This window comes from Actinoplanes lobatus (assembly GCF_014205215.1).
Classification (GTDB): domain Bacteria; phylum Actinomycetota; class Actinomycetes; order Mycobacteriales; family Micromonosporaceae; genus Actinoplanes; species Actinoplanes lobatus.
In genome coordinates this window covers 4,397,777-4,421,337 of record NZ_JACHNC010000001.1, presented here as the reverse complement: position 1 = coordinate 4,421,337, position 23,561 = coordinate 4,397,777, and the positions used below count along the sequence as shown (strand labels likewise).

General features: G+C 71.3%; 11 protein-coding genes. 4 read left to right on the top strand and 7 right to left on the bottom strand.

Annotation, left to right across the window (positions count from 1 at the left end; translation table 11 throughout):
• Position 1 precedes the first annotated feature (1 nt).
• From BJ964_RS20460 to BJ964_RS20450, 3 genes are read right to left on the bottom strand one after another with little or no spacing between them, the layout of a single operon-like run.
• Entirely contained in the window at positions 2–949 is a 948-nt protein-coding gene (locus BJ964_RS20460; RefSeq protein ID WP_203832849.1) for an ABC transporter permease, read from the bottom strand.
• Positions 946–2,442, bottom strand: a complete 1,497-nt coding sequence (locus BJ964_RS20455; protein ID WP_188122161.1) for an ABC transporter substrate-binding protein — start codon at positions 2,440–2,442, stop codon at positions 946–948. The genes BJ964_RS20460 and BJ964_RS20455 overlap by 4 nt, the downstream gene beginning before the upstream one ends.
• Positions 2,442–3,743 carry an LLM class flavin-dependent oxidoreductase gene (locus BJ964_RS20450; RefSeq protein WP_229807409.1) on the bottom strand — a complete coding sequence of 434 codons (1,302 nt, stop codon included), beginning with the start codon at positions 3,741–3,743 and terminating at the stop codon, positions 2,442–2,444. Before BJ964_RS20450 ends, BJ964_RS20455 begins: the two co-directional genes overlap by 1 nt.
• Positions 3,744–3,931: 188 nt before the next feature.
• Here BJ964_RS20450 and BJ964_RS20445 point away from each other — a divergent pair, with 188 nt between their 5' ends.
• Positions 3,932–4,786 (top strand): LysR substrate-binding domain-containing protein, encoded by an 855-nt coding sequence (locus BJ964_RS20445; protein ID WP_188122159.1) that lies wholly within the window; start codon positions 3,932–3,934, stop codon positions 4,784–4,786.
• A 16-nt stretch (positions 4,787–4,802) separates the two neighbouring features.
• On the opposite strand, the gene BJ964_RS20440 is transcribed toward BJ964_RS20445, so the two are convergent.
• Positions 4,803–5,318: a flavin reductase family protein gene (locus BJ964_RS20440; RefSeq protein ID WP_188122158.1), complete on the bottom strand. Its 516-nt coding sequence runs from the start codon at positions 5,316–5,318 to the stop codon at positions 4,803–4,805.
• A 199-nt stretch (positions 5,319–5,517) separates the two neighbouring features.
• On the opposite strand from BJ964_RS20440, the gene BJ964_RS20435 reads away from it, so the two are divergent.
• Both BJ964_RS20435 and BJ964_RS20430 read left to right on the top strand, forming a co-directional pair.
• On the top strand, positions 5,518–5,979 hold the full coding sequence (locus BJ964_RS20435) for a cupin domain-containing protein (protein ID WP_188122157.1): 462 nt from the start codon (positions 5,518–5,520) through the stop codon (positions 5,977–5,979).
• A 228-nt stretch (positions 5,980–6,207) separates the two neighbouring features.
• Positions 6,208–6,915, top strand: coding sequence for a sulfotransferase-like domain-containing protein (locus BJ964_RS20430; RefSeq protein WP_188122156.1), 708 nt, complete (start codon positions 6,208–6,210; stop codon positions 6,913–6,915).
• A gap of 765 nt (positions 6,916–7,680) precedes the next feature.
• On the opposite strand, the gene BJ964_RS20425 is transcribed toward BJ964_RS20430, so the two are convergent.
• A complete protein-coding gene (locus tag BJ964_RS20425) occupies positions 7,681–8,592 on the bottom strand; it encodes an aminotransferase class IV (RefSeq protein ID WP_188122155.1) in 912 nt (303 codons plus the stop codon).
• Between the two features lie 178 nt (positions 8,593–8,770).
• The gene (gene deoC / locus BJ964_RS20420) at positions 8,771–9,466 is read right to left on the bottom strand and encodes a deoxyribose-phosphate aldolase (protein WP_188122154.1); all 696 of its coding nucleotides are present in this window, start codon (positions 9,464–9,466) and stop codon (positions 8,771–8,773) included.
• A 70-nt stretch (positions 9,467–9,536) separates the two neighbouring features.
• Between deoC and BJ964_RS20415 the strand changes: the two genes are divergently transcribed.
• Positions 9,537–10,259 carry a GntR family transcriptional regulator gene (locus tag BJ964_RS20415; protein ID WP_188122153.1) on the top strand — a complete coding sequence of 241 codons (723 nt, stop codon included), beginning with the start codon at positions 9,537–9,539 and terminating at the stop codon, positions 10,257–10,259.
• Between the two features lie 114 nt (positions 10,260–10,373).
• Here BJ964_RS20415 and BJ964_RS20410 read toward each other — a convergent pair whose 3' ends face one another.
• On the bottom strand, positions 10,374–23,501 hold the full coding sequence (locus BJ964_RS20410; RefSeq protein WP_188122152.1) for a non-ribosomal peptide synthetase/type I polyketide synthase: 13,128 nt from the start codon (positions 23,499–23,501) through the stop codon (positions 10,374–10,376).
• Positions 23,502–23,561 lie beyond the last annotated feature (60 nt).

The window sequence follows — 23,561 nt, the reverse complement described above, 5'->3', positions numbered from 1 at the left end:
GTCAGACCCCCCGTGCCGAGGCCGGGGCGACCCGGACCAGGATGACGTTGACCAGCAGGTTGAAGACCACGACCAGAACCACCGAGACGACCAGGACGCCCTGTACGGCGGGGACGTCGCCGCGCTGGGCCGAGTCGGCGGCGAACTGCCCGAACCCCGGCATCCCGAAGATCGACTCGGTGACGACCGCGCCGCCGAGCAGGTTCGGGAACTTCATGCCGAGCACCACCAGCGCCGGGCCCATGCCGTTGCGCAGCACGTGGCGGAAGAAGATCCGCCGTGGGCCGATCCCGCGGACCACGGCGCCGGTCACATAGTTCTCCCGGTACGCGGCGACCAGCCCGGCCCGCAGCTGCCGGGCCACGTCGGAGACGGTGTCGAAGCTGAGCGCGATGGCCGGCAGCACCAGGTGCGCGAGCCATACCCCGGTGCCCCGCTCCGCCGGCACGTAACCGGCGGAGGGGAACCAGCCGAGCGACACCGCGAACACCACCACCAGGGCGATGCCGACCACGAAGGACGGCATCACCGAGATGAAGGTCATGAAGCCGGTGATGGCCCGGTCCACCCAGGTGGTCCGGCGCACCGCGGCGAGCACACCGAACCCGAACCCGAAGACCACCCCGATGACCAGGGCCAGGCCGGCCACCGAGAGGCTGACGATCGCGCCCTGGAGCAGGAGGGTCGCGATGTCGGCGCCGTTGAACCAGCTGACGCCGAGATCGCCTTTCAGCAGTTCGCCGAACCAGTCGAGGTACTGGACGAGAAACGGCCGGTCGAGACCCCACTCGTGCTCGATGGCGGCAACCATCTCGGGGGTCGCGGACTCGCCCAGTTGCAGGTGAGCCGGGGTGAGCCCGCTCAGGGCCCGCAACGCGAACGTCACGAACGTGGCGACCAGGAAGACCGGCACGAAGATGGCGACTGTCCTGAGCAGGCCCTTGATCACGGCGCTACCGTCAGTCCGGCCCAGTGCAGCTGCCCGGGGATCGGCGCGAAGTCCGACACCCTGGTGCTCTTCACGAACAGGTTCGGCAGCGAGTACGTGAAGACCAGCGCTCTACTCTCCAGCCCGGCCCGGGTCGCGGCCTGGAGGTTCTTCTGGTAGTCCGCCGAGTCGAGCGGTGTCTCCCTGGCGACCTTGACGGCGGCCTCGAAACCCTCCGGCTCGTACGGGGTGCTCAGGTTCAGTGGGCCGTTCGGACCGAAGTGGGCGGTCAGTGTCTGCACCGGCGACTCCCGGCCGGTGGTGCCGTAGATCGACAGGGCCAGGTCCTTGGCGAAGAACGGGGTGGCCCAGTTCGGGTCGACCTTGATGTTGACGGTGATGCCGATCGCGGCGAGTTGCGACTGGATGATCTCGGCGGCCGTCTGCTGGTTCGGGATGACCAGGTCGACCTTGATGTCACCGGGCTGGTATCCGGCCTCGGCGATCAGCGCCTTGGCCTTCGCCACGTCGTAGGGCCAGCGGTTCGCCGACCCGGAGTCGTAGGCCAGGTAGGTGTCCGGGAACGGCTGGTCGGTCGGCGTGGCGATGCCGAAGCTCACCTTGTCGACGAATTCCTGGCGGTTGGTGGCGTACCGGATCGCGTCGACGACCTTGGGGTTGTCGAACGGCTTCTTGTTGACGTTGATGCTGAGGTTGGCGGCGTTGTAACCGGGCTGGACCACCACGTCCAGCTTCGCCGCCTCGGCCGCCTTGACCTGGTTGGGGGCGAGGCCGGCCAGGTCGTACACGCCGGTCTGCACGCCGGAGACGATCGTCGCGGTGTCCGGCGCGGAGAGCAGCTCCACCTTCTCGATCTTGATGTTGGCGGCGTCCCAGTAGTCCGGGTTCTTCTTCAGGTAGACGTGCGAGCCGGGCACGTTCTCGGTGACCACGAACGGGCCGGCGCCGACCGGGTTCTTGTCCAGCGCGGCCGGGTCGGCGGCCGCCTTGGGGCTGGGGATCTGCGCCACGCGCTCGCCGAGCAGCAGCGGGATCTGGTAGTCGGTCTGGGTCAGGTCGACCACCACGTCGAGATCCTTGGCGGTGACCGTCTCGATCGAGGTGAGGTCACCGAAGAGGGCCGAGTCCTTCTGCGTCTTGGCCCGCTCCAGGTAGGACTTGATCGCCTCCGCGTTCACCGGCTCGCCGTCGCTGAACTTCAGGCCCTTGCGCAGGTGGAAGGTGATCTGGTCGCCCTTGTCGTTGTAGTCCCAGCTCTCGGCGAGGCTCGGGACGGCCTCGCCCTTCTCGTTGATCTCGGTGAGCGAGGCGTAGGCGAGCGACAGGATGCGGAACTGCGCGCCGCTACCGGAGACCACCGGGTCCCAGTGGGCGGGCAGGGTGACGGCCCAGCGCAGGGTGGGCGTCTCCTCAGCCGATCCCGCGGCGCCTCCGGCGCAACCGCTCAGCGTGGTCAGTGCGATGAAAAAGGCCGCCAATTTCGTACGTCTCATCAGAACGCCTTCGCGAGAGTGTGGATGTTCCGGGGAATCGGCAGCCCGAGGTTGCCGCGCAGCGTGGTGGCGTCGTAGCCGGTACGGACGACGCCGCGCTCACGCAGGATCGGCAGCACCTCGTCGGTGAAGCGGGCGAACTCGCTGGGCACGGTGACGGTGATGTTGACCCCGTCGAAGGCGCCGGCCTCGAACCACTTCTGGATCTCGTTCGCCACGGTCAGCGGGGAGCCGGTGAACGCCGAGCGGCGCGACTCGATGGTGTGCTGGACGACCTGCCGCAGGGTGAGGCCGTTGTCCCGGGCCAGCTTCTTGATCTTCTCGGCCTGGGTGCGGAAGCTGCGGTCACCGAGGTCGCCCAGCTCCGGGAAGGGTGCGTCCAGGTCGTACCGGGTGAAGTCGTGCCAGCCGAACGGGCGGCCCAGCTCCTTGAGCGCGCGGTCGAAGTCCTTGCCGCCGATGATGGCGGCCTCCTTGGCGCGGGCCTCCTCGTCGGTGTCCGCGAGGATCGGGCTGATCCCGGGGACGATCAGGATGTTCTCCGGGTCACGGCCCTTGGCCACGGCGCGGGCCCGGATGTCACGGGCGAACGCCTGCCCCTCCTCGATCGTCTGCGCATGCGTGAAGATCGCCTCGGCGATGCTCGCGCCCAGGTCGCGGCCCTCCTCGGAGTCGCCGGCCTGGAAGATGACCGGCTGGCCCTGCGGGGAGCGCTGGAGGTTGAGCGGGCCGGCCACGTTGAAGTGCTCGCCGACATGGTCGAGGACGTGCTGCCTGCTCCGGTCGAAGAAGACGCCGCGCTCCTTGTCGCGGGGGAAGGCGTCGTCCTCGTACGAGTCCCACAGTCCCTGGACCACGCGGACGTGCTCGAGCGCCCGGCCGTACCGGGTGGCGTAGTCGTAGTGCTCCTTGCGGCCGTAGTTGCCGGCCGTGCCGCCGTCGCCGGTGGCCACCACGTTCCAGCCGGCCCGGCCGCCGCTGATCACGTCCAGCGACGCCAGCCGCCGGGCCACGTTGAACGGGTCGTTGTACGAGGTGGTCAGGGTGCCGACCAGGCCGATGTGCGAGGTGTGCACGGCCACCGCGGAGAGCAGGGTGAGCGGCTCGAGCCGGTTCAGATAGTGGTTGGGTGAGTCCGGGGTGATGAACTGGCTGTCCACGATGAACACGTGGTCGAAGCCGGCCGCCTCGGCCTGCTGGGCGCGGGCGATGTACCAGCGGATGTCGACGCTGGCGTCTCCCGGGATCTCCGGGTGGAGCCAGGTGTGATGCTGGCCGGGTCCGCCCACACCGAGCAACACGGCACCTAATTTAAGTGTCTTTTTCGGCATTTATAGACCTTTTCATTTATCGATGGCTTTTCGGGGGGTTGGCGCCTCGGGCGGCGGCACCGGCTCCAGTATCAGCAGGCCCACGTTCCGGCGTCCAAGGAGAGATCGTGATGACAAGCCATCACAACCCCTAATCAATTCCTAGTAGACTGATAGGTATGAGTCGGATTCTCGACATCGCACCGCTGCGTAGCCTCGTCGCCGTCGCGGACTGCGGTGGATTTCAGCGGGCCGCCACCTCACTGCACCTGAGCCAGGGAGCGGTCAGTCAGCACGTCCGCCGGCTGGAGACCACACTCGGCCGCGCCCTGGTCGAGCGGGACGGCCGCGGCTCCCGGTTCACCACCGACGGCGAGGCGCTGCTGACCCACGCCCGGCGGATCCTGGCACTGCACGACGAGGCCCTGCACACCTTCGGCGTCGAAGGTGAACGGTCCCTGGTGATCGGCTCCACCGAACACGCGGCGGCCCAACTGCTGCCCGACCTGACCAGCGCGCTGGCCGCCACGTTCCCGGACCGGCGGATCCGCTTCCGGATCGACCGCGGCGCCCAGCTCCGGTCCGCCCTCCAGGACGGGCGGATCGACCTGGCCCTCCTGCTCGGTCCGGCCGACGAGAGCGACGCCCGAACCGTCGGCGAACTACGCCTGACCTGGTACTCGTCCCCGGAATGGACATCGCCGCCGCCGGGCGAGCCGATCCCGCTGGTCGTCTTCGACGCGCCCTGCGCGCTGCGCAGCCGGGCCCTGGAGACGCTGGCCGCCGGCGCCCTGCCCACCGAGGTCGGCTGCGAGGCGGCGCACCTGGCCGGAGTGCAGGCCGCGGTCCGGGCCGGCCTGGGGGTCGGCCTGATGGCCACCCTCGGCCAGCAGCCGGAGGGCCTGGCGGCCCGCGACGACCTGCCGCCGCCGGAGCCCTTGGAACTGTCGGTCTGGCCACGCCGCGGCCTGCCACCCGAACTGGTCGAGGGCGCCGCCACCGCGCTGACCAAGATCCTCACGGTCGCCGGCTGACCGGCCGGCGACCGGGTCAGTCGGCATGACGCAGCTCGGCGTACCGCCCGGCGTGATAGACCAGCGGCGTCTCCGACTCCCCCAGCCCGTGCTCACCGTCGAGCGGGCTGGCCAGCACGATCGTGTGGTCGCCGGCCCGGACCCGGTCGACGACCCGGCAGACCAACCGGGCCAGCACCCCGTCGAGCAGGGGCACCCCGTCCGGGCCCGGCCGCCAGGCGCCGTGCTCGGCGAGACGGTCGATCCCCCGGGCGGAGAACGTCCGGGCCACGTGCTCCTGCTCCTGGCCGAGCACGTGCACGGCGACGGTGTCCGCCGCCTCGACGGCCGGCCACGCCGAAGCCGTCCGGGCCAGGCAGAACGAGACCAGCGGCGGGTCCAGCGAGACCGAGGTGAACGAGGTGGCGGTGAAGCCGGTGGCCGGCTCGCCGGGGGCGGTGATCACCACGACCGCCGCGGCGTGGCGGCGGAGCAGCTGCCGGAAGAGGTCGGCGTCCACGGCGCCGGTCGGTGCGGTCGTCTGCAGGGTCATGACGGGCCTCCATCTTGCTGGTGCACGAAGATCGAATCAGCCGGCCCACTCAGCGTGTGATGCCCGAGGTCACGCACTGCCCGGCCGGCACCACCGACGTTGCGCCCCGACCGGCGGTCGCGTCAACACGGTTCCCATATCCTAGTAAACCGATAGGTTCACGTTGACATTCGGCGGGTGGACGGCTCAGGATGCGGGCATGAGCGACGAGGACCCGTTCCACCGCAGGCTGCACCACATCGCCTCCCACGCACTGCACCCGGACACCGCACAGACCAGCGGGATGCGCCGCGTCGAGGCGATCAGCGGCACCACCGTGGGCAGCCGCAACCTCTGGATGGGACAGACCCACGTGGCCGCGAGCACCGCCTCCGGCAACCACCACCACGGCGCGTCGGAGACCGCGATCTACGTGGTCAGCGGCAACCCCTCATTCGTCTTCCTGGACGACGAACACGGCGAGATCCGGGTCGACACCAAGCCCGGCGACTACATCTACGTACCGCCGTGGGTGCCGCACCGCGAGGAGAACCCGGACCCGGAGAACGAGGCCGTCGTGGTGATCTCCCGAACCACACAGGAGGCGATCGTCGTCAACGTCCCCGACCTGAGGTGGGTCGGCCCCATCGCCGTCGGCACAAAGGACCCCACCGACCCGTAACCCGCCAGCTCACCCCCCTCTGCCACCACCCCACCGCCATCCACCCCACCGGCCCACTCCCACCCAGCGCCCCACCCCACCGAACCCAAACCACCGGCCCGATCCCCACCGGCACTCACCCCTCTGAGGCCGATCGCACCGGCGCCCTCCCCGCCGGCACTCACCCACCGAGCCACTCCCCGCCGGCACTCACCCCCATCGAGCGGTAACAGATGTGAACATGTGGGGATGACGATCCGCGTGGCGATGTGGTCGGGCCCCCGCAACATCTCGACGGCGATGATGCGCAGTTTCGGCTCCCGCGCCGACACCGTGGTCGCCGACGAGCCGCTCTACGCCCACTACCTGGCGGAGACCGGCCTCGATCACCCCGGCCGGGAGGAGATCCTGGCCGCGCAGCCGACCCGCTGGCAGGACGTGGCCCGCTGGCTGACCGGGCCGCTACCCGGCGAGCCGGCCGTCTTCTACCAGAAACACATGACACATCACCTGCTGCCGGGGATCGGCCGGGACTGGCTGGCCGGGCTCCGGCACGCCTTCCTGATCCGCGAACCGGAGCGGGTGGTCGCCTCCTACGCGAAGGTGCGCGGCACCCCCACCCTCGAGGACCTCGGCTATCCGCAGCAGCGGGAGATCTTCCGCGCCTTCGGCGGCCCGGTGGTCGACGCGGCCGACGTGCTCCGCGATCCCGAGGGCACGCTGCGGATTCTCTGCGCAGGCCTCGGCTTCGCCTTCGACCCGGCGATGCTGACCTGGGCACCGGGCCCACGTCCCACCGACGGCGTGTGGGCGCCACATTGGTACGCCTCCGTGAACGCCTCCACCAGCTTCACCCCCTACGACCCGTCCCCCGCCGACGTCCCACCCCACTTGCGCCCACTGGTCGACGCAGCCCGCCCGTACTACGAGGAACTGGCCACCACCCGCCCCCACTGACTCACCGCCCCACTGACTCACCGCCCCACCGCCTCACCGCCTCACCGCCTCACCGCCTCACCGCCCACCGCCTCACCGCCCACCGCCTCACCGCCTCACCGCCTCACCGCCTCAGCTAGCCTCGCGCTCACCCCGCCCTCCCGCGATCTTGGACGTTTCACCACCGGAATCGGTAGCCAACTCCCCAAGATCCAAATTTGTCGCGCAACCGCCGCGGAAGCCTCCGCGAACTTGGACGCTTCACCGCCGATTCCGGTGGCGAAACGTCCAAGATCGCGTTGAGAGAGCGGGCCGACGCCAGCCGAAGGGTGCCAGTCGAAGACCACGCCAACCGGAGACGACGCAAGCCGGAGACCACGCCAACCGGAGACGACGCAAGCCGGAGACCGCGCCAACCGGAGACCGCACGAGCCGGAGACCACGCTGGCCGAAGACAGCACCGGCGAAGAGGGTGGGCCGACCGGAGACAGGGACGGCCGAAGAGGCTGGGCCGACCGGAGACAGGGACGACCGAAGAGGCTGGGCCGACCGGAGACAGGGACGACCGAAGAGGCTGGGCCGACCGGAGACAGGGACGACCGAAGAGGCTGGGCCGACCGGAGACAGGGACGACCGAAGAGGCTGGGCCGACCGGAGACAGGGACGACCGAAGAGGCTGGGCCGACCGGAGACAGGGACGGCCGAAGAGGCTGGGCCGACCGGAGACGAGGGCGACCGGCCGGAGACGAGGGCGACCGGCCGGAGACGGGGACGGCTGGGGGTGGGTTAGGTGAGGGCTCGGACCAGGCGGGTGCCGTTGGCGGCGGCGTGGTGCTGGTAGAGCTTGGCGATGCGGGTGGTGAGCGGGCCGACCGCGCCGGAGCCGATGATGCGGCCGTCGATGGTCGTCACGGCCGCGATCTCGCCCATGGTGCCGGTGCAGAAGACCTCGCTCGCGGCGTACATCTCGGTCAGGGAGATGTCGCGGACGGTGGCCGGGATGCCGTGCTGCCCGGCCAGGTCGAGGACGGTCTGGCGGGTGATGCCCTCGGGGCAGGCGGCCGTGGTCGGGGTGATCAGGGCGCTGCCGGTCACCGCGAACAGGTGGGTGGCGTTGGTTTCGGCGACGAAACCGCGCTGGTCGAGCATGAGGGCGTCATCGGCGCCGGCCGCGTTCGCTTCGATCTTGGCGAGGATCGAGTTCAGCAGGTTGTTGTGGTGGATCTTCGGGTCGAGGACGTCCGGCGACGGGCGGCGGATGCTGGAGGTGGCCAGGGTCAGGCCGCCGGTGTCGTAGACCGGGGGCTTGTGCTCGGCCAGCACGATCAGCGTCGGCCCGGCGGTGTTGAGCCGCGGGTCCATGCCGCTGGTCACCTTCACCCCGCGGGTCAGGGTGAGCCTGATGTGTACGCCGTCCGACATCTCGTTGGCCCGCAGCGTACGGGTGATCGCGTCGATGATCGTGTCGTCGGACGGGATGTCGGTGAAGTTCAGCGCGCACGCCGAGCGGCGCAGCCGGGACAGGTGCGCGGCGAGGCCGAAGATCGCTCCCCGGTAGAGGCGCAGGCCTTCCCAGACCGCGTCGCCACCCTGGACCACCGAGTCGAAGGGGGACAGTCCGGGCTGGTCACGGTGCATCAATTCGCCGTTGATCCAGTAGACGATGTCCGTGTTGCGCTCGTCGTACCGCTGCAGCATCGGATCAGCATACGGACGCCGCCGCGGCCGGCTGTCCACGGCGGGGGACCGTGGACAGCCGGCCGGTCGTCTCCGGCCCGACGGCGGGGGGCCTGTCGTCGGCCGGGACGATCCGGGGGACCGTCATCCGGTAGTACGGAGCGGAGATCGGGAACGCTCACCCCGTACCGAAGAAGAATCAGGCCCGGCCACCGGAGACCGCAACCTGGCGACGAGCCAGGTCCTGCAGGATCTCGGCCGTCGCCGACGTGCCGAAACGCGTCACGCCGACGCCGGCCATCGCGATCATCGCGTCCAGGGTCCGCACCCCGCCGGATGCCTTGACCTGCACCTTCGCCGAGACGGCCGAGCGCATCAGCGCGAGGTCGTCGATGGTGGCGCCCTGGGGTGCGAAGCCGGTGGAGGTCTTCACGAAGGCCGCGCCGGCCCGCTCGGCGGCCCAGCAGGCGGCCAGTTTCTCCTCGTCGGTGAGGTACGCCGTCTCGAGGATGACCTTGACGTGGGCGGCGCCCGCGGCCTTCACCACGAGGCCGATCTCGTGCTCGACGGCGGCGATGTCGCCGGAGCGCAGCCACCCGATGTTGAGGACCATGTCGATTTCGGACGCGCCCTGGTGCACGGCCAACTCGGTCTCGGAGATCTTGATCCCGGTGGGGGTGTCGCCGTGCGGGAAGCCGACCACCGTGCCGACCGCGACGTTCGTGCCGCGCAGCAGGTCGACGGCGACGGTCACGTCACACGGGCGGACGCACACCGAGGCGACGTCGTACTTCTTGGCGATCGCACAGCCATCACGAAGGTCCTCGAGGGTGAACTCGGGGCGGAGGATGGAGTGGTCGATCATTTTGGCGATCTGCGGCACGGTGAAATTCATGGCACCGAACAGTAGCTGTCTAGACAGGTAGCTGTCTAGACAGGTTTGGCGCATCGGTAAGGTGATCGGCATGTCCGGGGATCCCGATTTCGCGCCACGCTACTTCCGCATCGAGCAGTCGCTGCGCGCGCTCATCGCCAAGTCCCGGCCGCACGACCCGCTGCCCTCCGAACCCGAACTCGCCCGCGAACACGGCGTCAGCCGGATGACCGCCCGCGCCGCGGTCACCCAGCTGGTCAACGACGGCCTCGTCTACCGAGCCCCGGGCCGCGGCACGTTCGTCGCGGTGCCCAGCGGGCCGCGCCGCGCCGACCACCTCATCCGGCTCAGCGAGGAAATCCGCAAACAGGGCAAACGCCCCTGGGCCAAGGTGGTGGTCGCCGAACTGCGGCAGCCCACCGCGCTCGAGGCGACGCGCCTGCGGCTGCGCCGCGGGGACGTGTACGCGATCCACCGTGTGCGATTCGCCGACGACGAGCCGATCGCGTACGAGCGGGCCATCTACCCGGGCAGCATCCCAGGACTGCTGGACGCCGACCTGTCGCTGTCGGTGCACGAAGCGCTGGTCAAACTCGGACACACCCCGGTTCGGGGTACGGCGACGATCGGCGCGCAGTCGGCCACCGAGGAGGACGCTCGGGAGCTGGGTGTGCCGGTCGGATCGGCCCTGCTGGTCGAGGAACGGCTGATCCTCGACCAGAATGAACGGCCGTTGGAGCTGAGCGAGTCACGGTACGCGGGGGAGCGCTACCGCCTCGACGTCGCCTTCGGCGTCGAGCCGTTGATCCGGTAGGACCATCGCATTTTCGTTCCCAGCCCTCGCTCTCCGTTTCACAGGCGCTGATCCGGCGGCGCCGTCGCTCTCCGTTTCGCCAGGCGCTGATCCGGTAACGGCTTGCTTTTCGTCTCACAGGCGTTGATCCAGTAGGTGCAGTGGGGCCGCCCGGATCCCGGCCTCGTCCAGCGCGCTGCGGTAGGCGGCCGCCAGCTCGGCCGTGACCGGACCGGTGACCAGCGGCAACTCCGGGCGTACCGCGTGCAGCAACGACTCCAGCCGGCAGGACGCGATCGCATCCGGAAGCTGGACGGCGACCGCGGGCAGGCCCTCCGCCACCGTCTGGCGGATCTCCCCGCAGTCGAGCAACCCACCGCCGGCGATCAGCACGTCGCCGCGCTCCCGCATCCGGGCCAGCGCCCGGCCGGTGTCGAAGCAGTGCGGGAACGAGTCGTCGACCAGGATCGTGCCGGGCCGCAGCCGGTCGACGTCCAGGGTGCCCGGGCCACCGCTGGTGGCGGCCACGATGACGTCCGCCGGGTAGACACCCTCCGCGCTCAGCACGATCGACGTGGGCACGTCCAGGGTGGCGGCCAGCTCCGCGAGACGGGTCGCGGCGGACGGCAGATCGCACAGGATCAGCCTCGCCGGACGGTGATCATCTTCGGTCAGCAGCAGTCGTAGTGACGAGGTTCCTATGGAACCGACTCCGAGGATCGCGACGGTGCATTCGCTCAACTTCCGGCCGCTCGTACTCCGGCCCTGCGCGGCCACCGCGGCCACCGTCGTGCGCACGACCGAAGCGGCGGTCACCGCATGGCCGGTGGTCAGGCTGACTCCCGAGCAGAGGTACGGCGTGAGCGCCCCGCCGTACCCGGTATGCGCCGGGATCATGCCCGCCAGCGAGACGGTGCGCGCTCCGTGGGCGGCCGCCAGGTCCGCGGCGGTGGCGGCGTCCTCAGCCAGCCCCGGGTGGGTGAGCTCGTCGGCGAACCGGGGCAGCGCAAGGAACCCGGATCTGCCCAGCGAGGTGTCGGCGATCTCCAGCAGCCGAGGGCGGCGGCCCGGAAAGAGGGTCTCCCGGATCGTCTCCCGATCCAGCGTCGGCAGGATCCGCCGGATCTCCTCCGGAAGTCCCGTGGCCATTGCGGCAAGGTGCCCCGGCGCGGGCAGATAGCCGACAAGTGCGGCATCCAGCCCCACCCACCCAGCAATCTTGGACGCTTCCCCACCGCTCCCGGCGGCCACACGTCCAAGATCCACAGAGACGGGTTCCGGCCGCGCCCCCTCACCCACCCCTTCCGCGATCTTGGACGAATCCCCACCGCCCCCGGTGGCCACACGTCCAAGATCCACAGAGACGGGTTCCGATCGCGCCCCCTCACCCACCCCTTCCGCGATCTTGGACGAATCCCCACCGCTCCCGGTGGCAAGTCGCCCAAGATCCGCGGAAGCCGGTGCCGGCCACGGCCCCCTGCCCGCCCCCGCCTCAAGCCTGGACGCATTCCCACCGCTCCCGGTGGCCACACGTCCAAGATCCACAGAGGCGGATTCCGGCCGCGGCCCCTCGCCCACCCCGCCCTCGATCTTGGACGTGTCCCCACCACCATCGGCGGCAAGCCGCCCAAGATCTGCGGAAGCCAGGCCCGGCCGCGGCCCCTCACCCGCCCTTTCCTCGATCTTGGGCGTAGTTCCACCGCCATCGGTGGCTGAGCGTCCAAGATCGGCGGAGGGGCGGGCCGTTAGGGCGGCGGTCAGCTCGGCCGTCAGGTGCGCCGCGTCGTCGTCGGGGAGGCGGGAGCGGAGGGTCAGGCGCAGCGCGCCGTTCCGTGTCGGGCGTACCGCCAGCAGGACGTCCGTGCCCGGCGGGAGGGCGAGTTCGGCATCCGTATCGTCGTCCCAGGACACTCGCAGGGTGCGGCCCGACAAATCGCCGAGCGCTCCGAAATCCAGGTGGGTGAAGAAGTATCGCCAGCCGTACGGCGCAGTGAACATCCGCGTCCGGGCGTCGTCGACGGCGGCGGCCACCTCGGCAAGCCCGGCATCCGCGCCGGAACGGACTGCGACGGCCGTCGCGCACGGCCCGAAGATCCGGCCCAGATCCGGTACGGCGTGATCGCGACCGGTCACCGCCACACCGATCACCAGGTCGGAGTCCAGCACCGGGTCGGCGTCCATTACCGGGTTGGGGTTCGCCACCGAATCGGAGGCAGTCACCGAGTGGGGGTCCGCCACCGACTCGGTGACTGCCACCGACTCAGCGGCAGTCACCGATTCAGGAGCAGCCACCAAATGGGGGTCCGCCACCGACTCGGTGACTGCCACCGACTTGGGGGCAGCCACCGACTTGGGGGCAGCCACCGACTTGGGGGCAGCCACCGACTTGGGGGCAGCCACCGACTTGGGGGCAGCCACTGGGTCGAGCCGGTTGAGCAGCGGGTCCAGCTGGCCGGTGGTCAGGGCGAGCGCCCGGTGATATGCCGTGAGCACCGGCACGAACGGCGTGACCCCGGCCGCGGCGGCACGTTCTCGCAAAATCGCCACCTCGGCCGCGCCGATCGTGAAACCGGTCGTAACGATCGCTCCCCCGGTGCTGATTCGCCCGCCGTCACCGGGCACGGTCTCCAACCGCACACCACGCAGATGTCCGACGTAGTCGCGGAAGGTCGCGCGCAGCGGCGTCAGCGCATCCCCGTCGTAGAGGGCCAGTAGTTCCCGCATCAGGAGCGCGGTGCTGTACCCGTCGCCGACCAGGTGGTGTGCGTGCACCAGCAGGACGTGCTCTTCCAGCCCGTACCGGAGCAGCCGCAACCGCACGAGCGGCCATTCCGCCGGATCGAACCGGTGCTCCCGCTCGGCCGCCAGTTCCTCGCCGAGCGCCCGCGGCTCCGCCTGGTAGCCGACGGTCAGACAGGCGAACGGAAGTTCCCGCTGCACCGGCGGCCTGGCGTCGCGGGGGAACACGGTCCGCAGCATCGGATGCCGCGCCACCAGCACGTCCACGGCACGCTGGAATCGGTCGAGGTCGAGCGGCCCGTGCACGCGCGGCGCGGCCAGCCAGGTCGACGCCGCCCCGACCGCGTCCGCGAGCATGAACCCACGCTGAGTGAGGCTGACCGGAAAGTCCCCGCCCGGTCCATTCTCGCCAGCCCCGGCTCCCGAAACGGAAGCAGCTCCCGACACGACAGCCCCGCCACCCGAAACAGAGGCGGCTCCAGCCACAACAGCCCCGGCGCCCGGAACGAAAACGGCCCCGGAAGCGGCGACTCCGGAGGCAGCGGGTCCGCAGGCAACAGATTCGGGGGTTCCGGAGGCAGCAGCATCGGAGGCCACCGCAGGTTCGGAAGCAGCAGGTCCGGAGGCAGCGGCATTGAGCACGGCGGGTACGGAGGCAGCGGGTCCGGGGGCAGCGGCATTGAGCACGGCGGGTACGGAGGCAGCGGGTCCGGGGGCAGCGGCATTGAGCACGGCGGGTACGGAGGCAGCGGGTCCGTGGGCAGCGGCATCGGAGGCAGCGGCTTTGAGCGCGGCGGGTTCGGGGGCGATCTCGTCCAAGGCGGAAGCGAGCGCGGCGACCGTACGACATCGATAGACGACCGTGGGTCGCGGCAGTGAGGCCCGGTGTTCCGCCAGGCTCGCGAAAAGCTCGAGCACCCCGATCGAGTCGCCGCCGAGGGCGAAGAAGTCGTCGTCGCGGCCGACCGGCGCGACGCCGAGCTGCTTCTCCCACAGGGACGCGAGCAGGCGTTCGGTGTCGGTGACCGGCGGCGGGCTCGCCGTCCGGGCCAGCGACGCCCGGTCGATCTTGCCGGTGGCGGTGAGCGGCAGGTCGGCCATCACCTCGATCCGGGACGGTACGAGGTACGCCGGAAGCAGCCCACTCAAATGGGAACGCAACTCGTCACCGGAGACCGTCGACCGTACCCAGGCAAGCAGGCGGCCGTCCTCGACCCGTACCGCAGCCCGGTCCACTGCCGGATGCGCCCGCAGCACCGCCTCCACCTCGCCGGGCTCGACCCGGTACCCGTGCAGTTTCACCTGGTCGTCGGCCCGCCCGCGGAACCACAGCAGCCCGTCGGCGTCGCGGACCGCCCGGTCGCCGCTGCGGTACCAGCGCCGCCCGTCCCGCTCCACGAACGCCGCGGCCGTCTGCTCCGGGTCGTCGAGATAGCCGGCGGCCAGGCCGGTCCCGCCGATGTACAGCTCCCCGACCACACCGTCCCGGCAAGGCCGCCCGTCCTCGCCGATCACCTCGACGACCGCCCCGCCGACCGGCCGCCCGATCGGCAGATGGGTGGCGTCGTCGGCGGGCCGCGAGGTGATCGGATGCCAGGTGGCGTTGATCGTCGTCTCGGTGGGTCCGTACAGGTTGGTGATCCGCTGCTCCGGCCCGAACCGGTCGAACCATCGCCGCACGTGCGCCGGCGACAGCTCCTCACCGCCCACGTGCACCCAGCGCAGCCGCAGCTCGGCGGTGCTCTTCTCGGCGGCGGTCAGCAGCCGTTCCCACAGTGTCGGCACCGAGCTCCAGACCGTCACCCGGTCCCGGGCGAGCCGGTCCACGAGCAGTTCGGGATCGCGTACCGTGTCCCGATCCCAGGCTACGACGGTCGCCCCGGTCAGCAGCGGCGCGAGCAGCTGCCGCACCGACGCGTCGAAGCAGATCGACGCGGTCTGCGCGAGCCGGTCACCCGCCCGGTAGCCGAAGGTCGCGATCGACCAGTCCAGGTAGTTGATCATTGAGCGGTGGGTGACGGCCACGCCCTTCGGGCGGCCGGTGGACCCCGAGGTGAAGATGACGTACGCGGTGTCGCCCGGCTCGACGTCCCGCCCCGGCGCCGATCCGCTCTCGCCGACGTCCACCAGCGTGAACGCGTACCTGTCGAGGATCGTCCGGTGCTCCGCGCCGCAGACCACGACGTCCGCCCCGGCCCGGGTGAGCTGGCCGGCCAGCCGGGCGGACGGATGCGAGCCGTCCAACGGCACCCAGCCCGCGCCGGCCTTGAGGATGCCGACCAGCCCGATCACGGTGTCCGCGCCGGGCCCGGTGAGCAGGCCGATCCGTCGCGCCCCGGTCTCCGCGAGCCGCCCGGCCAGCCGGTCCGACGCGAGATCCAGCTCCCGATAGCTGAGCGGCGCGCCGTCACTCAACACGGCGATTCCCTCAGGGGTACGCGCGCACTGCGCCCGAATCCGCCCCACAATCGACCCCGAACCCGCAGCTTCATCAGCGCCACCGGCGCCTACTGCACCGCCCGCGCCGACTGCACCGATCGCATTGAGCGCACCGCCCATGTTGAGCGCACCGGCCGTATTGAGCGCACCGCCCGTGTTGACTGCACCACCCATGTTGAGCGCACCGGCCGTGTTGAACGCACCGGCCGTATTGAGCGCACCGCCCGTGTTGACTGCACCGCCCGTGTTGACTGCACCGGCCGTGTTGACTGCACCGGCCGTGTTGAACGCACCGCCGACGTTGACTGCACCGCCCGTGCCGACTGCACCGGCCATGTTGACTGCACCGGCCATGTTGACTGCACCGGCCATGTTGACTGCGCCGCCCATGTTGACTGCGCCGGCCATGTTGACTGCGCCGGCCGTGTTGACTGCGCCGGCCATGTTGACTGCGCCGGCCATGTTGACTGCGCCGGCCATGTTGACTGCGCCGGCCATGTTGACTGCGCCGGCCATGTTGACTGCGCCGGCCATGTTGACTGCGCCGGCCATGTTGACTGCGCCGGCCATGTTGACTGCATCAACCGCATTGACTGCACCGGCCGTGTTGAACGTACCGCCGACGTTGAGTGCACCGCCCGTGTTGACTGTGGTGACCGCGAGCCGCTCTCGGTCCTCAACCGTCGTCGTTGCGTTCGCGATGGCTGTCATCTCCGCCAAGTGCTCTGTGGCGAGGCGTTCCACAGTCGAGGCCTCGAACAGCGACTCGGGGTAGTTCCAGGAGAAGTGCAGCGCGCCCCGCGATTCGAAGCAGACCAGGCTGAGCCGTGTGGCCGCCGACGCGCTGCCGGCCGTCACGGCGACCACGTTCGCTCCGGTGACGCCCATGTTCGGGAACCGCGCGAAACTGAAACCGGCCGGGCTCGCCGTCCGCGGCGCGGCACCGTCGGCCGCCAGCATCCTGGCCAGATCCACGGTTGACACCGATCCGTGCCGCTCGGCGTCGAGCCAGACGTCCCGCAGCCGCGCCGCCAGCCCGGCTGCCGGCTCCCCGGCGCGGACCTCGGCGAACACCGGCAGGCTGTCCGCGAACGGCCCCACCATCCGCTCCACACCCGCCAGCCGCGCGGCCCGCCCGGCCCGCGCCACCGATACCGAAACCGCCGACTGCCCACTCCACCGCGCCAGACACCGGACATATCCGGCCAGGAGAAGATGAAAAACGGACACTCCGGCTTCCCGGGCCTGTGCGGTCAGGCGCCGGCCGAGTGCCTCTTCCAAAACCTTCTGGCGTACGGCGTAAGCGCCCCGTGGCTCCCCATCCGCATCCCCGTCGAACGGCAGGGCCAGGCGCGGATACCCGGCGAGCGTGTCCCGCCAATAGGCGAGGTCCTCCGCACTCGGCCCGTCCCGTCGTACCTCATGATCGGCGAAGGTGGCCGTCGGCGCCGGCGCGACCGCTGCCCCTCCGTAGAGTTCCCACAGCTCATCCCCGAGAACGGCGATGCTGTACCCGTCCGCGGCCGCATGGTGCACCACCAGGATCACATGCGCCCGCTCCGTGCTCTCCACCGCGAGCACCGCCCGGACCGGCGCCTCCCGCCCCAGATCGAACGGCCGATTCCGCAGCTCGGCGTCAACGCTCTCCAGCGCCGCCCGAAGTCCCGCCGCCGTGTCCCCGCCACCTGCCGTCACCCGGGTCCTGGACAGGTCGATGACCGTGAACCATTTCGGTCGCCCGGAGCCGGGTGCTGTGAAGTGCTGGCCGTGCGGCCCGAACCGCACCCGCAGCATCGGATGCCGCCGCTCCAGTTCGGCGAAGGCCAGGCCCAGCCGCTCCACGTCGACCGGTCCGTGCAGGGTTTGCCGCACATATGCGTAGGCGGGTACCTCCGGATACAGCCGCCCGGTGGTGACGAAGGCTCGCTGCACCGGGCTGAACGGGAATTCCACCGGCCCCGCGAGTCGTGCGGTCAGCTCGTCGATGGTCCGGTTCTCGAAGAACAGCGTGGTGGACAGGGTCCGGCCCAGCCGCCGCTCCAGCTCCTTGACCAGGTCGACGGCGGTGAGCGAGTCCAGCCCGAGCGCCAGGAACGGCTCATCGGTCCCGATCGTCTCCGGCTCCCGGCCCAGCGGCCCGGCCAGAAGCTCCCGCGCCACCGCTACGAGCTCGTCCCGGCCCGGTCCAGCGCGCCCGGCTCCGAACGCCTCGCCGGAGCAGACCCGTGCGCCTGCCGCACCTCCGGTAGCCGGCATTTCGCCGCGCCAAGGTGGAACGTTCTCCGTGCCACCGGCTGCCGACACCCCACCGCACCAAGGTGGAGCGTTCCCTGTGCCGCCGGCTACCGGCATCTCGCCGCGCCAAGGTGGTGTGCTTCGGGCGTACCCCCCTTTGTTTTGGATTGATCGCGGGTTTGGGGTGCGGTGTGTTCTCGGCGCGGGGGTGACCAGCACCTGGGCGGCGCCGAGCGCCATCGCCTCCCAGAGGGTTTCCGGGAGTTGCTCGATCGGCAGGCCGGTGCCGGCGGTCAGGCCGTGGCTCGTGGCCAGGCCACCGCCGGTCAGCGGTGGGAGGTTCACCGACACGAAACGGCGGCCGGCGGTCGTCTCGGCGGCGGCCAGGGCGTCCAGGTAGATGTTGCCCGCGACGTAGTCGCCCAGCGCGCCGGCCAGGCCGGGAATCACCGCGGAGACCGAGGACAAGGCCACCACCGGGGGCCGGTGATCGCCCAGGGCTTGCAGGAGCAGGCGGGTACCGTCTGCTTTGGCGGCCAGGCCGGCGGCTACCTCGTCCGGGGTCTTCGCTCGTAGGCTGCCCGGCCGAACCGCCCCGGCCGCCTGCACCACCAGGTCGAACTTCCGGCCGGCTACCAGCTCGGCCACGTCGGTGGGGACGGTCAGATCCGCCGTACGGTATTCGGCCAGCGCGCCGAGGCCCCGCAGTTCGGCCAGGAGCGCCGGTGGCTCGGCTGAGCGGCCCGCCAGGAGCAGCCTCGGGCCGTGCCGTTCCCGGCGTCGGGCCAGGTATCGGGCGATCTCCGTGCCGACCGCCCCGGCGCCACCGACGATGAGATAGCTGCCGTCCGGTGGTGGGATCAGCGGCTCGCTCGTTCGCGCCGGGGTGAATGTTCTGCCCAGCCGCCGTCCACCTCGCCAGGCGACGATCTCCGCGGGGCCGGCGGCCGGTGGTGCGGCCGTCTCCCGGTCGACTGCGGCGCGCTGGTCCCGCGGTGGGTCGTCTGAGCAGAGGTCCACGATCCGTACACCGGCTCGGGGGTTCTCGTCGGCGAACGCCATCGCCAGCCCGGCCCATACCGCGTGTTCCGGGTTCGGGCGTTCCGCACCGGTCGCGTACAGGTCTCGGGTGATCAGAAGCAGACTCGCCGCCGAGGGGACGGAGGTGATCGACCGCAGTGCGCCCGCCGGTGCACCGCCCTCGGCCATGACGACAATGACGTTGCCCGCGGATCTATCGCCAGCCGCGATCCCGGAAACAGCGCTGGGAGACGGCTGGGTGAGAACCGCGGGGAGTGGGGTCGAGGTCCAGGCGGGGGTTGCGAGGGTGGGTGACGGTGGGTCCGCCACCCAGTGACGGCGTCGCTGGAACGGGTAGGTGGGCAGGTCGACCCGGTGGGTTCCGGCGTCGAGGTGGGTGCGGTCGAGTGTGGCGCCGCGCAGCCACAACTGTCCGGCAATGGTCAGGACGGCGGCCGCGTCAAGGCCGGCGTGCAGGGCGAAGGCTGTATTCGGGACGGCGGCCGCGTCAAGGCCGGCGTGCAGGGCGAAGGCCACGTTCGGGACGGCGCTCTCCCGTACGAAAGGAGAGAGAGTGACCGAAGCGCCCAGCTCGACCATGGTGTCGTAGCCGGCCGCGCGAAGCCGGCCGACCGCCGCCGCGAAACGCACCGGCCGCACCGCGTGATCCGCCAGGTAGGCGGCGTCGAGGGCCGCGCCCCACTCCCCCGTCACCGTGCTGACCTGCGGGATCGTGGCCGGGCGGGTGTTCGGGGCGAGGCGGGCCAGCGGGGCGGTGACCGGTTCCATGGACGGCGAGTGGAAGGCGTGTGAGACGGCGAGACGGCGGGTGGTCACCCCGCGCGCTGCCAGGACGGCCTCGGCCCGGTCGACGGCGTCGTGCGGTCCGGCCAGGACGATCCGGTCGGCGGCGTTCTCGGCGGCGATGACCACCCCGAAAGGCAGCGGCCCGATCGCCCCGGAAGGCGGCCCGATCGGCCCGGACAGCAGCGGCCCGATGTCGGCGGCGGAGGCGGCTACGGCGAGCATCGCGCCCGGCTCGGACAGTTCGACGGTGAGGCGGCCGCGTTCGGCGGCCAGGACGACGGCCTCGACGGCGGTCAACCGGCCCGCGGAGACGGCCGCGGCGAACTCGCCGACGCTGTGGCCGGTGACCGCGTCCGGCCGGATCCCGTAGGCGGCGAGCTGGGCGGCCTGCGCGACGGCGAACGCGACGACCAGCGGTTGGGTGACCTCGGTGCGGGCGAGTTCGGTGGCGGGGACGTTCGGGTCGGTGCACCATTCGGTCAGGGTTCGGCCGGCGATCGGCCCGGCCGCGGTCGACACCTCGTCGAGGACGGCACGGAAGACCGGGGCGGTCGCGTAGAGTTCCGCGCCCTGGCCGGGCCGCTGCGTGCCCTGGCCGCCGAAGAGGAACGCCACCCGGGCGGGCCGGCCCAGCGGTGGGCCGGGCTCCACTGCGGCCAGTCGCTCGGCGAGATCACTTCCGGTCACTATCGCGATTCGGTACGCCCCCTCGTCCCGTGCGCTGGAAGCGGTGGCACAGACGTCCCCGATGGGTAGCCCGGGATGCGCCCGTAGGTGGGCCGCGAGTTCGGCGGCGGCCGCCCGGAGCCCGGCCGCCGATCGCGCCGAGAGCGTGAGCAGCCGCGGCCCGGGTGCGGCAGGCGTGCGGGGCTCGGCGTGACGCGGGGCGGCGAGGATGACGTGGGCGTTCGTGCCGCCGAAGCCGAAGCCGTTGACGCCGGCGACCAGCGGGCCGGGCCATGGGCGGCGGGTGGTGGCCACCTCGAAACCGGCCGCGGAAAGGTCGAAACGTGGGGACGGCTGGTCGTGGTGCAGTGACGGGGGGATCTCCCGGTGCTGGAGGGCGAGGATCACCTTCACCAGCGCGGGCAGGCCCGCCACGTTGAGCAGGTGGCCGATGTTGGTCTTGACCGAGCCGACCAGGCGGGGACGGCCGTCGCCGCGGGGCGGGAAGGCATGGGCGAGCGACCGGGCCTCGATCGGGTCGCCGACGGGGGTGCCGGTGCCGTGCGCCTCCACATAGGTGACGTCTGCCGGGTCGACGCCGCTGTTGCGGTAGGCGTCGGCGATCACCTCCTGCTGGAGCAGCGGGTTCGGGGCCATCAGGCTCAGCGAACGGCCGTCGTTGTTGACCGCGGTTCCGCATACGACGGCCAGGACCGGGTCGTCGTGTACGTCGGCGAGACGGGTCAGGACCAGCGCGGCACCGCCCTCGCCGGGCACGAAACCGTCGGCGTCGGCCGCGAACGCCCGGCACCGGCCGGTCGGCGACAGTGCCCGGGCGTCGCCGAGCAGGGTCTCGCCGGTGGCCGTCAGGTTGAGGTTGACGCCGCCGACCACCGCGATGTCGCAGTCGCCGGCGGCCAGGCTGAGGCGGGCCAGGTGCAGGGCGACCAGCGCCGAGGAGCAGGCGGTGTCCACGGCGAGCGCGGGTCCGCGCAGGTCGAGCAGGTGGGAGACGCGGGCGGCGATCAGGTTGCGCAGGGTGCCGGTGAGGGCGTGCGGGCCGTCGGCGCCGGTCATCAGTTCGGGATAGCCGCTCTCGCCGACGGCCGCGAAGACTCCGATCCGGCGTCCCCGGCGGCGCGGTCCGGCGTATCCGGCGCGTTCGAGTGCCTCGTGAGCGAGTTCCAGGAAGATCCGGGCGTGCGGGTCGAGCAGCCGCGCCTCCTGGTCGTCGATCCCGAAATATCCGGCGTCGAACAGGGCCGGGTCGTCGAGGAACGCTCCGTGGCCGCCGCCGTCCCACCGGTTCACCGGGGTGACGCTGTCCCGTCCGTCGACGAGGTTCGCCCAGAACTGCTCGGGCGTGTCCGCGTCCGGGAACCGGCACGCCATCCCGATCACCGCGAGTCGTTCCGCTTCGTGTGTGGCCGGCGCCGCCGGTCCGACCTCGATCGTGGAGGGCAGGAGCAGGCGGTCGGCGAGTGCGGGCACGGTGGCGCAGTCACGCAACGTCGCCGGGTCGAGGGTACGGCCGAGCACGTCCTCCAGACCGGCCAGCACCTCCATGGCCGCCAGCGAGGATCCGCCGATCGCCAGGAAACGGTCGTCCGGCCCGATGGTCTCCGCCGGGACACGCAGCACCCGCGCCCACACCGCACGGACGAGCGCCTCCATCGCCGGCCGGGATGTGATCTCCCCGGTGGGCACGGCGACCGGAACCGGTACGGGGGGCGGAACCGATACGGGGGGTGGAACCGATACGGGGGGTGGGGCGGGCGTGGGGTGGGTGATGCGGTCGCGGAGGGCCTGGCGTCGTAGTTTTCCGCTGGTGGTGCGGGCGAAGGCACCGTTCGGCACGACCTCCGCGCGGACGCCGTCGTAGGCCAGGGCCTCGGCCACCCGGGCACGGACCCGAGCGGTGAGTGCGGCGTCGGCCCGGACGGACGGCGCGGACAGGAACACCACGACCTGCTCGCGGCCGTCGACCGGGCCGGTCACGCCGACGACGGCGATCGGGCCGGGGTTCAGGCCGGGGGTCGCGGCCGCGACCTCCTCCAGGTCGGCGGCGTGGAAGGTCCGCCCGTTCACGAACAGCACGTCCTTGTGCCGCCCGGTCACGACGAGGCGCCCGCCGCGCAGGAAGCCGAGATCACCGGTACGCAGCCAGGATCCGTCGCGCGCGGCCGCCGTGGCGTCCTCGTCCCGGTGGTAGCCGCGGCTGACGTTCGGGCCGCGTACCTGGACGTGGCCGACCAGGCATTCCTCCAGTTCGCCGCCCTCGTCGTCGACGATCCGCAGCTCGCATCCGTGCATGGGGATCCCGGTGTCCATCAACTCGACGGCGGTGGCGGCGGGTGGGGTTGCCGGGAGGGGGAGGGCGACGCCGCGGGAGAGGGCGGCCCGGCTGAGGCGCAGCGGGACGGCGGGGACGCCGAGGGGCGGGCAGGTGACGGCGACGGTGGCCTCGGCCAGGCCGTACACGGGTTGCATGGCCCCGGGGGCGAGCCCCGCCCGGCCGAGCCGCGCCGCAAAGGTGCGCCAGACGGCCGGGGAGATGGGTTCGGCGCCGACCATGAGGAGGCGGACGCTGCTCAGGTCGAGTTCGTCGAGGACGGCGTCCGGCACCCGGCGGTTGACCAGGGCCAGGGCGAAGTTGGCCGCGGACAGCACGGTGCCCCGGTGGCGGGCCGTCTCGCGCAGCCAGATCTCGGGGCGTTTCGCGAAGGCGAGCGGGCTGATCCGGATCTGGCGGCTGCGGGCGTGGAGCGGGGCCAGGTGGGTGCCGATCAGGCCCATGTCGTGGAAGTAGGGCATCCAGGTGACGATCACGTCGTCGGCGGTCACCGAGCCGGCCCGGGTGGCCTGGGCGAGGTTGGCGACCACGTTGGCGTGGGTCAGTTCGACACCTTTCGGGGTGCCGGTGCTGCCGGAGGAGAACTGGAGGAGGGCGAGGTCGTCCGCGCGTACCGGAACGGGGGTGGTGAGGGGGGACGCGTCGCGGAGGTCACGCGCGGAGAGCAGGGTCGCGCCGGGCGTGGCGACGTCGCCCGCCAGGGGCGGGCGGTCCAGGTGACGCCAGACGGCGGCCAGGCGGTGCGGTTCCGGCGGCAGAGGCACCGGTACGGCGCCCGCGTACACCGCGCCCCAGAAGAGCCCGAGGAAGTCGGCGCTGTCGTCGGCGATCACCGGCAGCGGGTCGCCGGTGGTGAGCCCGGCCGCGCGAAGGCCCCCGGCGATGCGGAGGGCGTCGGCGTGCAGTTCGGCGAACGCGGTGAACCGGTCGTCCCCGCCGACGTGGACGATGCCCTGATCGGGGGCTTCGGCCGCGGCCCGGACCAGCACATCGGTCAGCGTCATGATCGAACCCTACCGAGAGATGACATCTGTCATGGCGGACCGCTGACGGCGGCGACTGCC

Bases quoted from the DNA above. Each gene is read 5' to 3' on its own strand.
- BJ964_RS20440 (WP_188122158.1), bottom strand. From the start codon at position 5,318: ATGACCCTGCAGACGACCGCACCGACCGGCGCCGTGGACGCCGACCTC.
- BJ964_RS20415 (WP_188122153.1), top strand. From the start codon at position 9,537: ATGTCCGGGGATCCCGATTTCGCGCCACGCTACTTCCGCATCGAGCAG.
- BJ964_RS20445 (WP_188122159.1), top strand. From the start codon at position 3,932: ATGAGTCGGATTCTCGACATCGCACCGCTGCGTAGCCTCGTCGCCGTC.
- BJ964_RS20455 (WP_188122161.1), bottom strand. From the start codon at position 2,442: ATGAGACGTACGAAATTGGCGGCCTTTTTCATCGCACTGACCACGCTG.
- BJ964_RS20435 (WP_188122157.1), top strand. From the start codon at position 5,518: ATGAGCGACGAGGACCCGTTCCACCGCAGGCTGCACCACATCGCCTCC.
- BJ964_RS20430 (WP_188122156.1), top strand. From the start codon at position 6,208: ATGACGATCCGCGTGGCGATGTGGTCGGGCCCCCGCAACATCTCGACG.
- BJ964_RS20410 (WP_188122152.1), bottom strand. From the start codon at position 23,501: ATGACGCTGACCGATGTGCTGGTCCGGGCCGCGGCCGAAGCCCCCGAT.
- deoC (WP_188122154.1), bottom strand. From the start codon at position 9,466: ATGAATTTCACCGTGCCGCAGATCGCCAAAATGATCGACCACTCCATC.
- BJ964_RS20425 (WP_188122155.1), bottom strand. From the start codon at position 8,592: ATGCTGCAGCGGTACGACGAGCGCAACACGGACATCGTCTACTGGATC.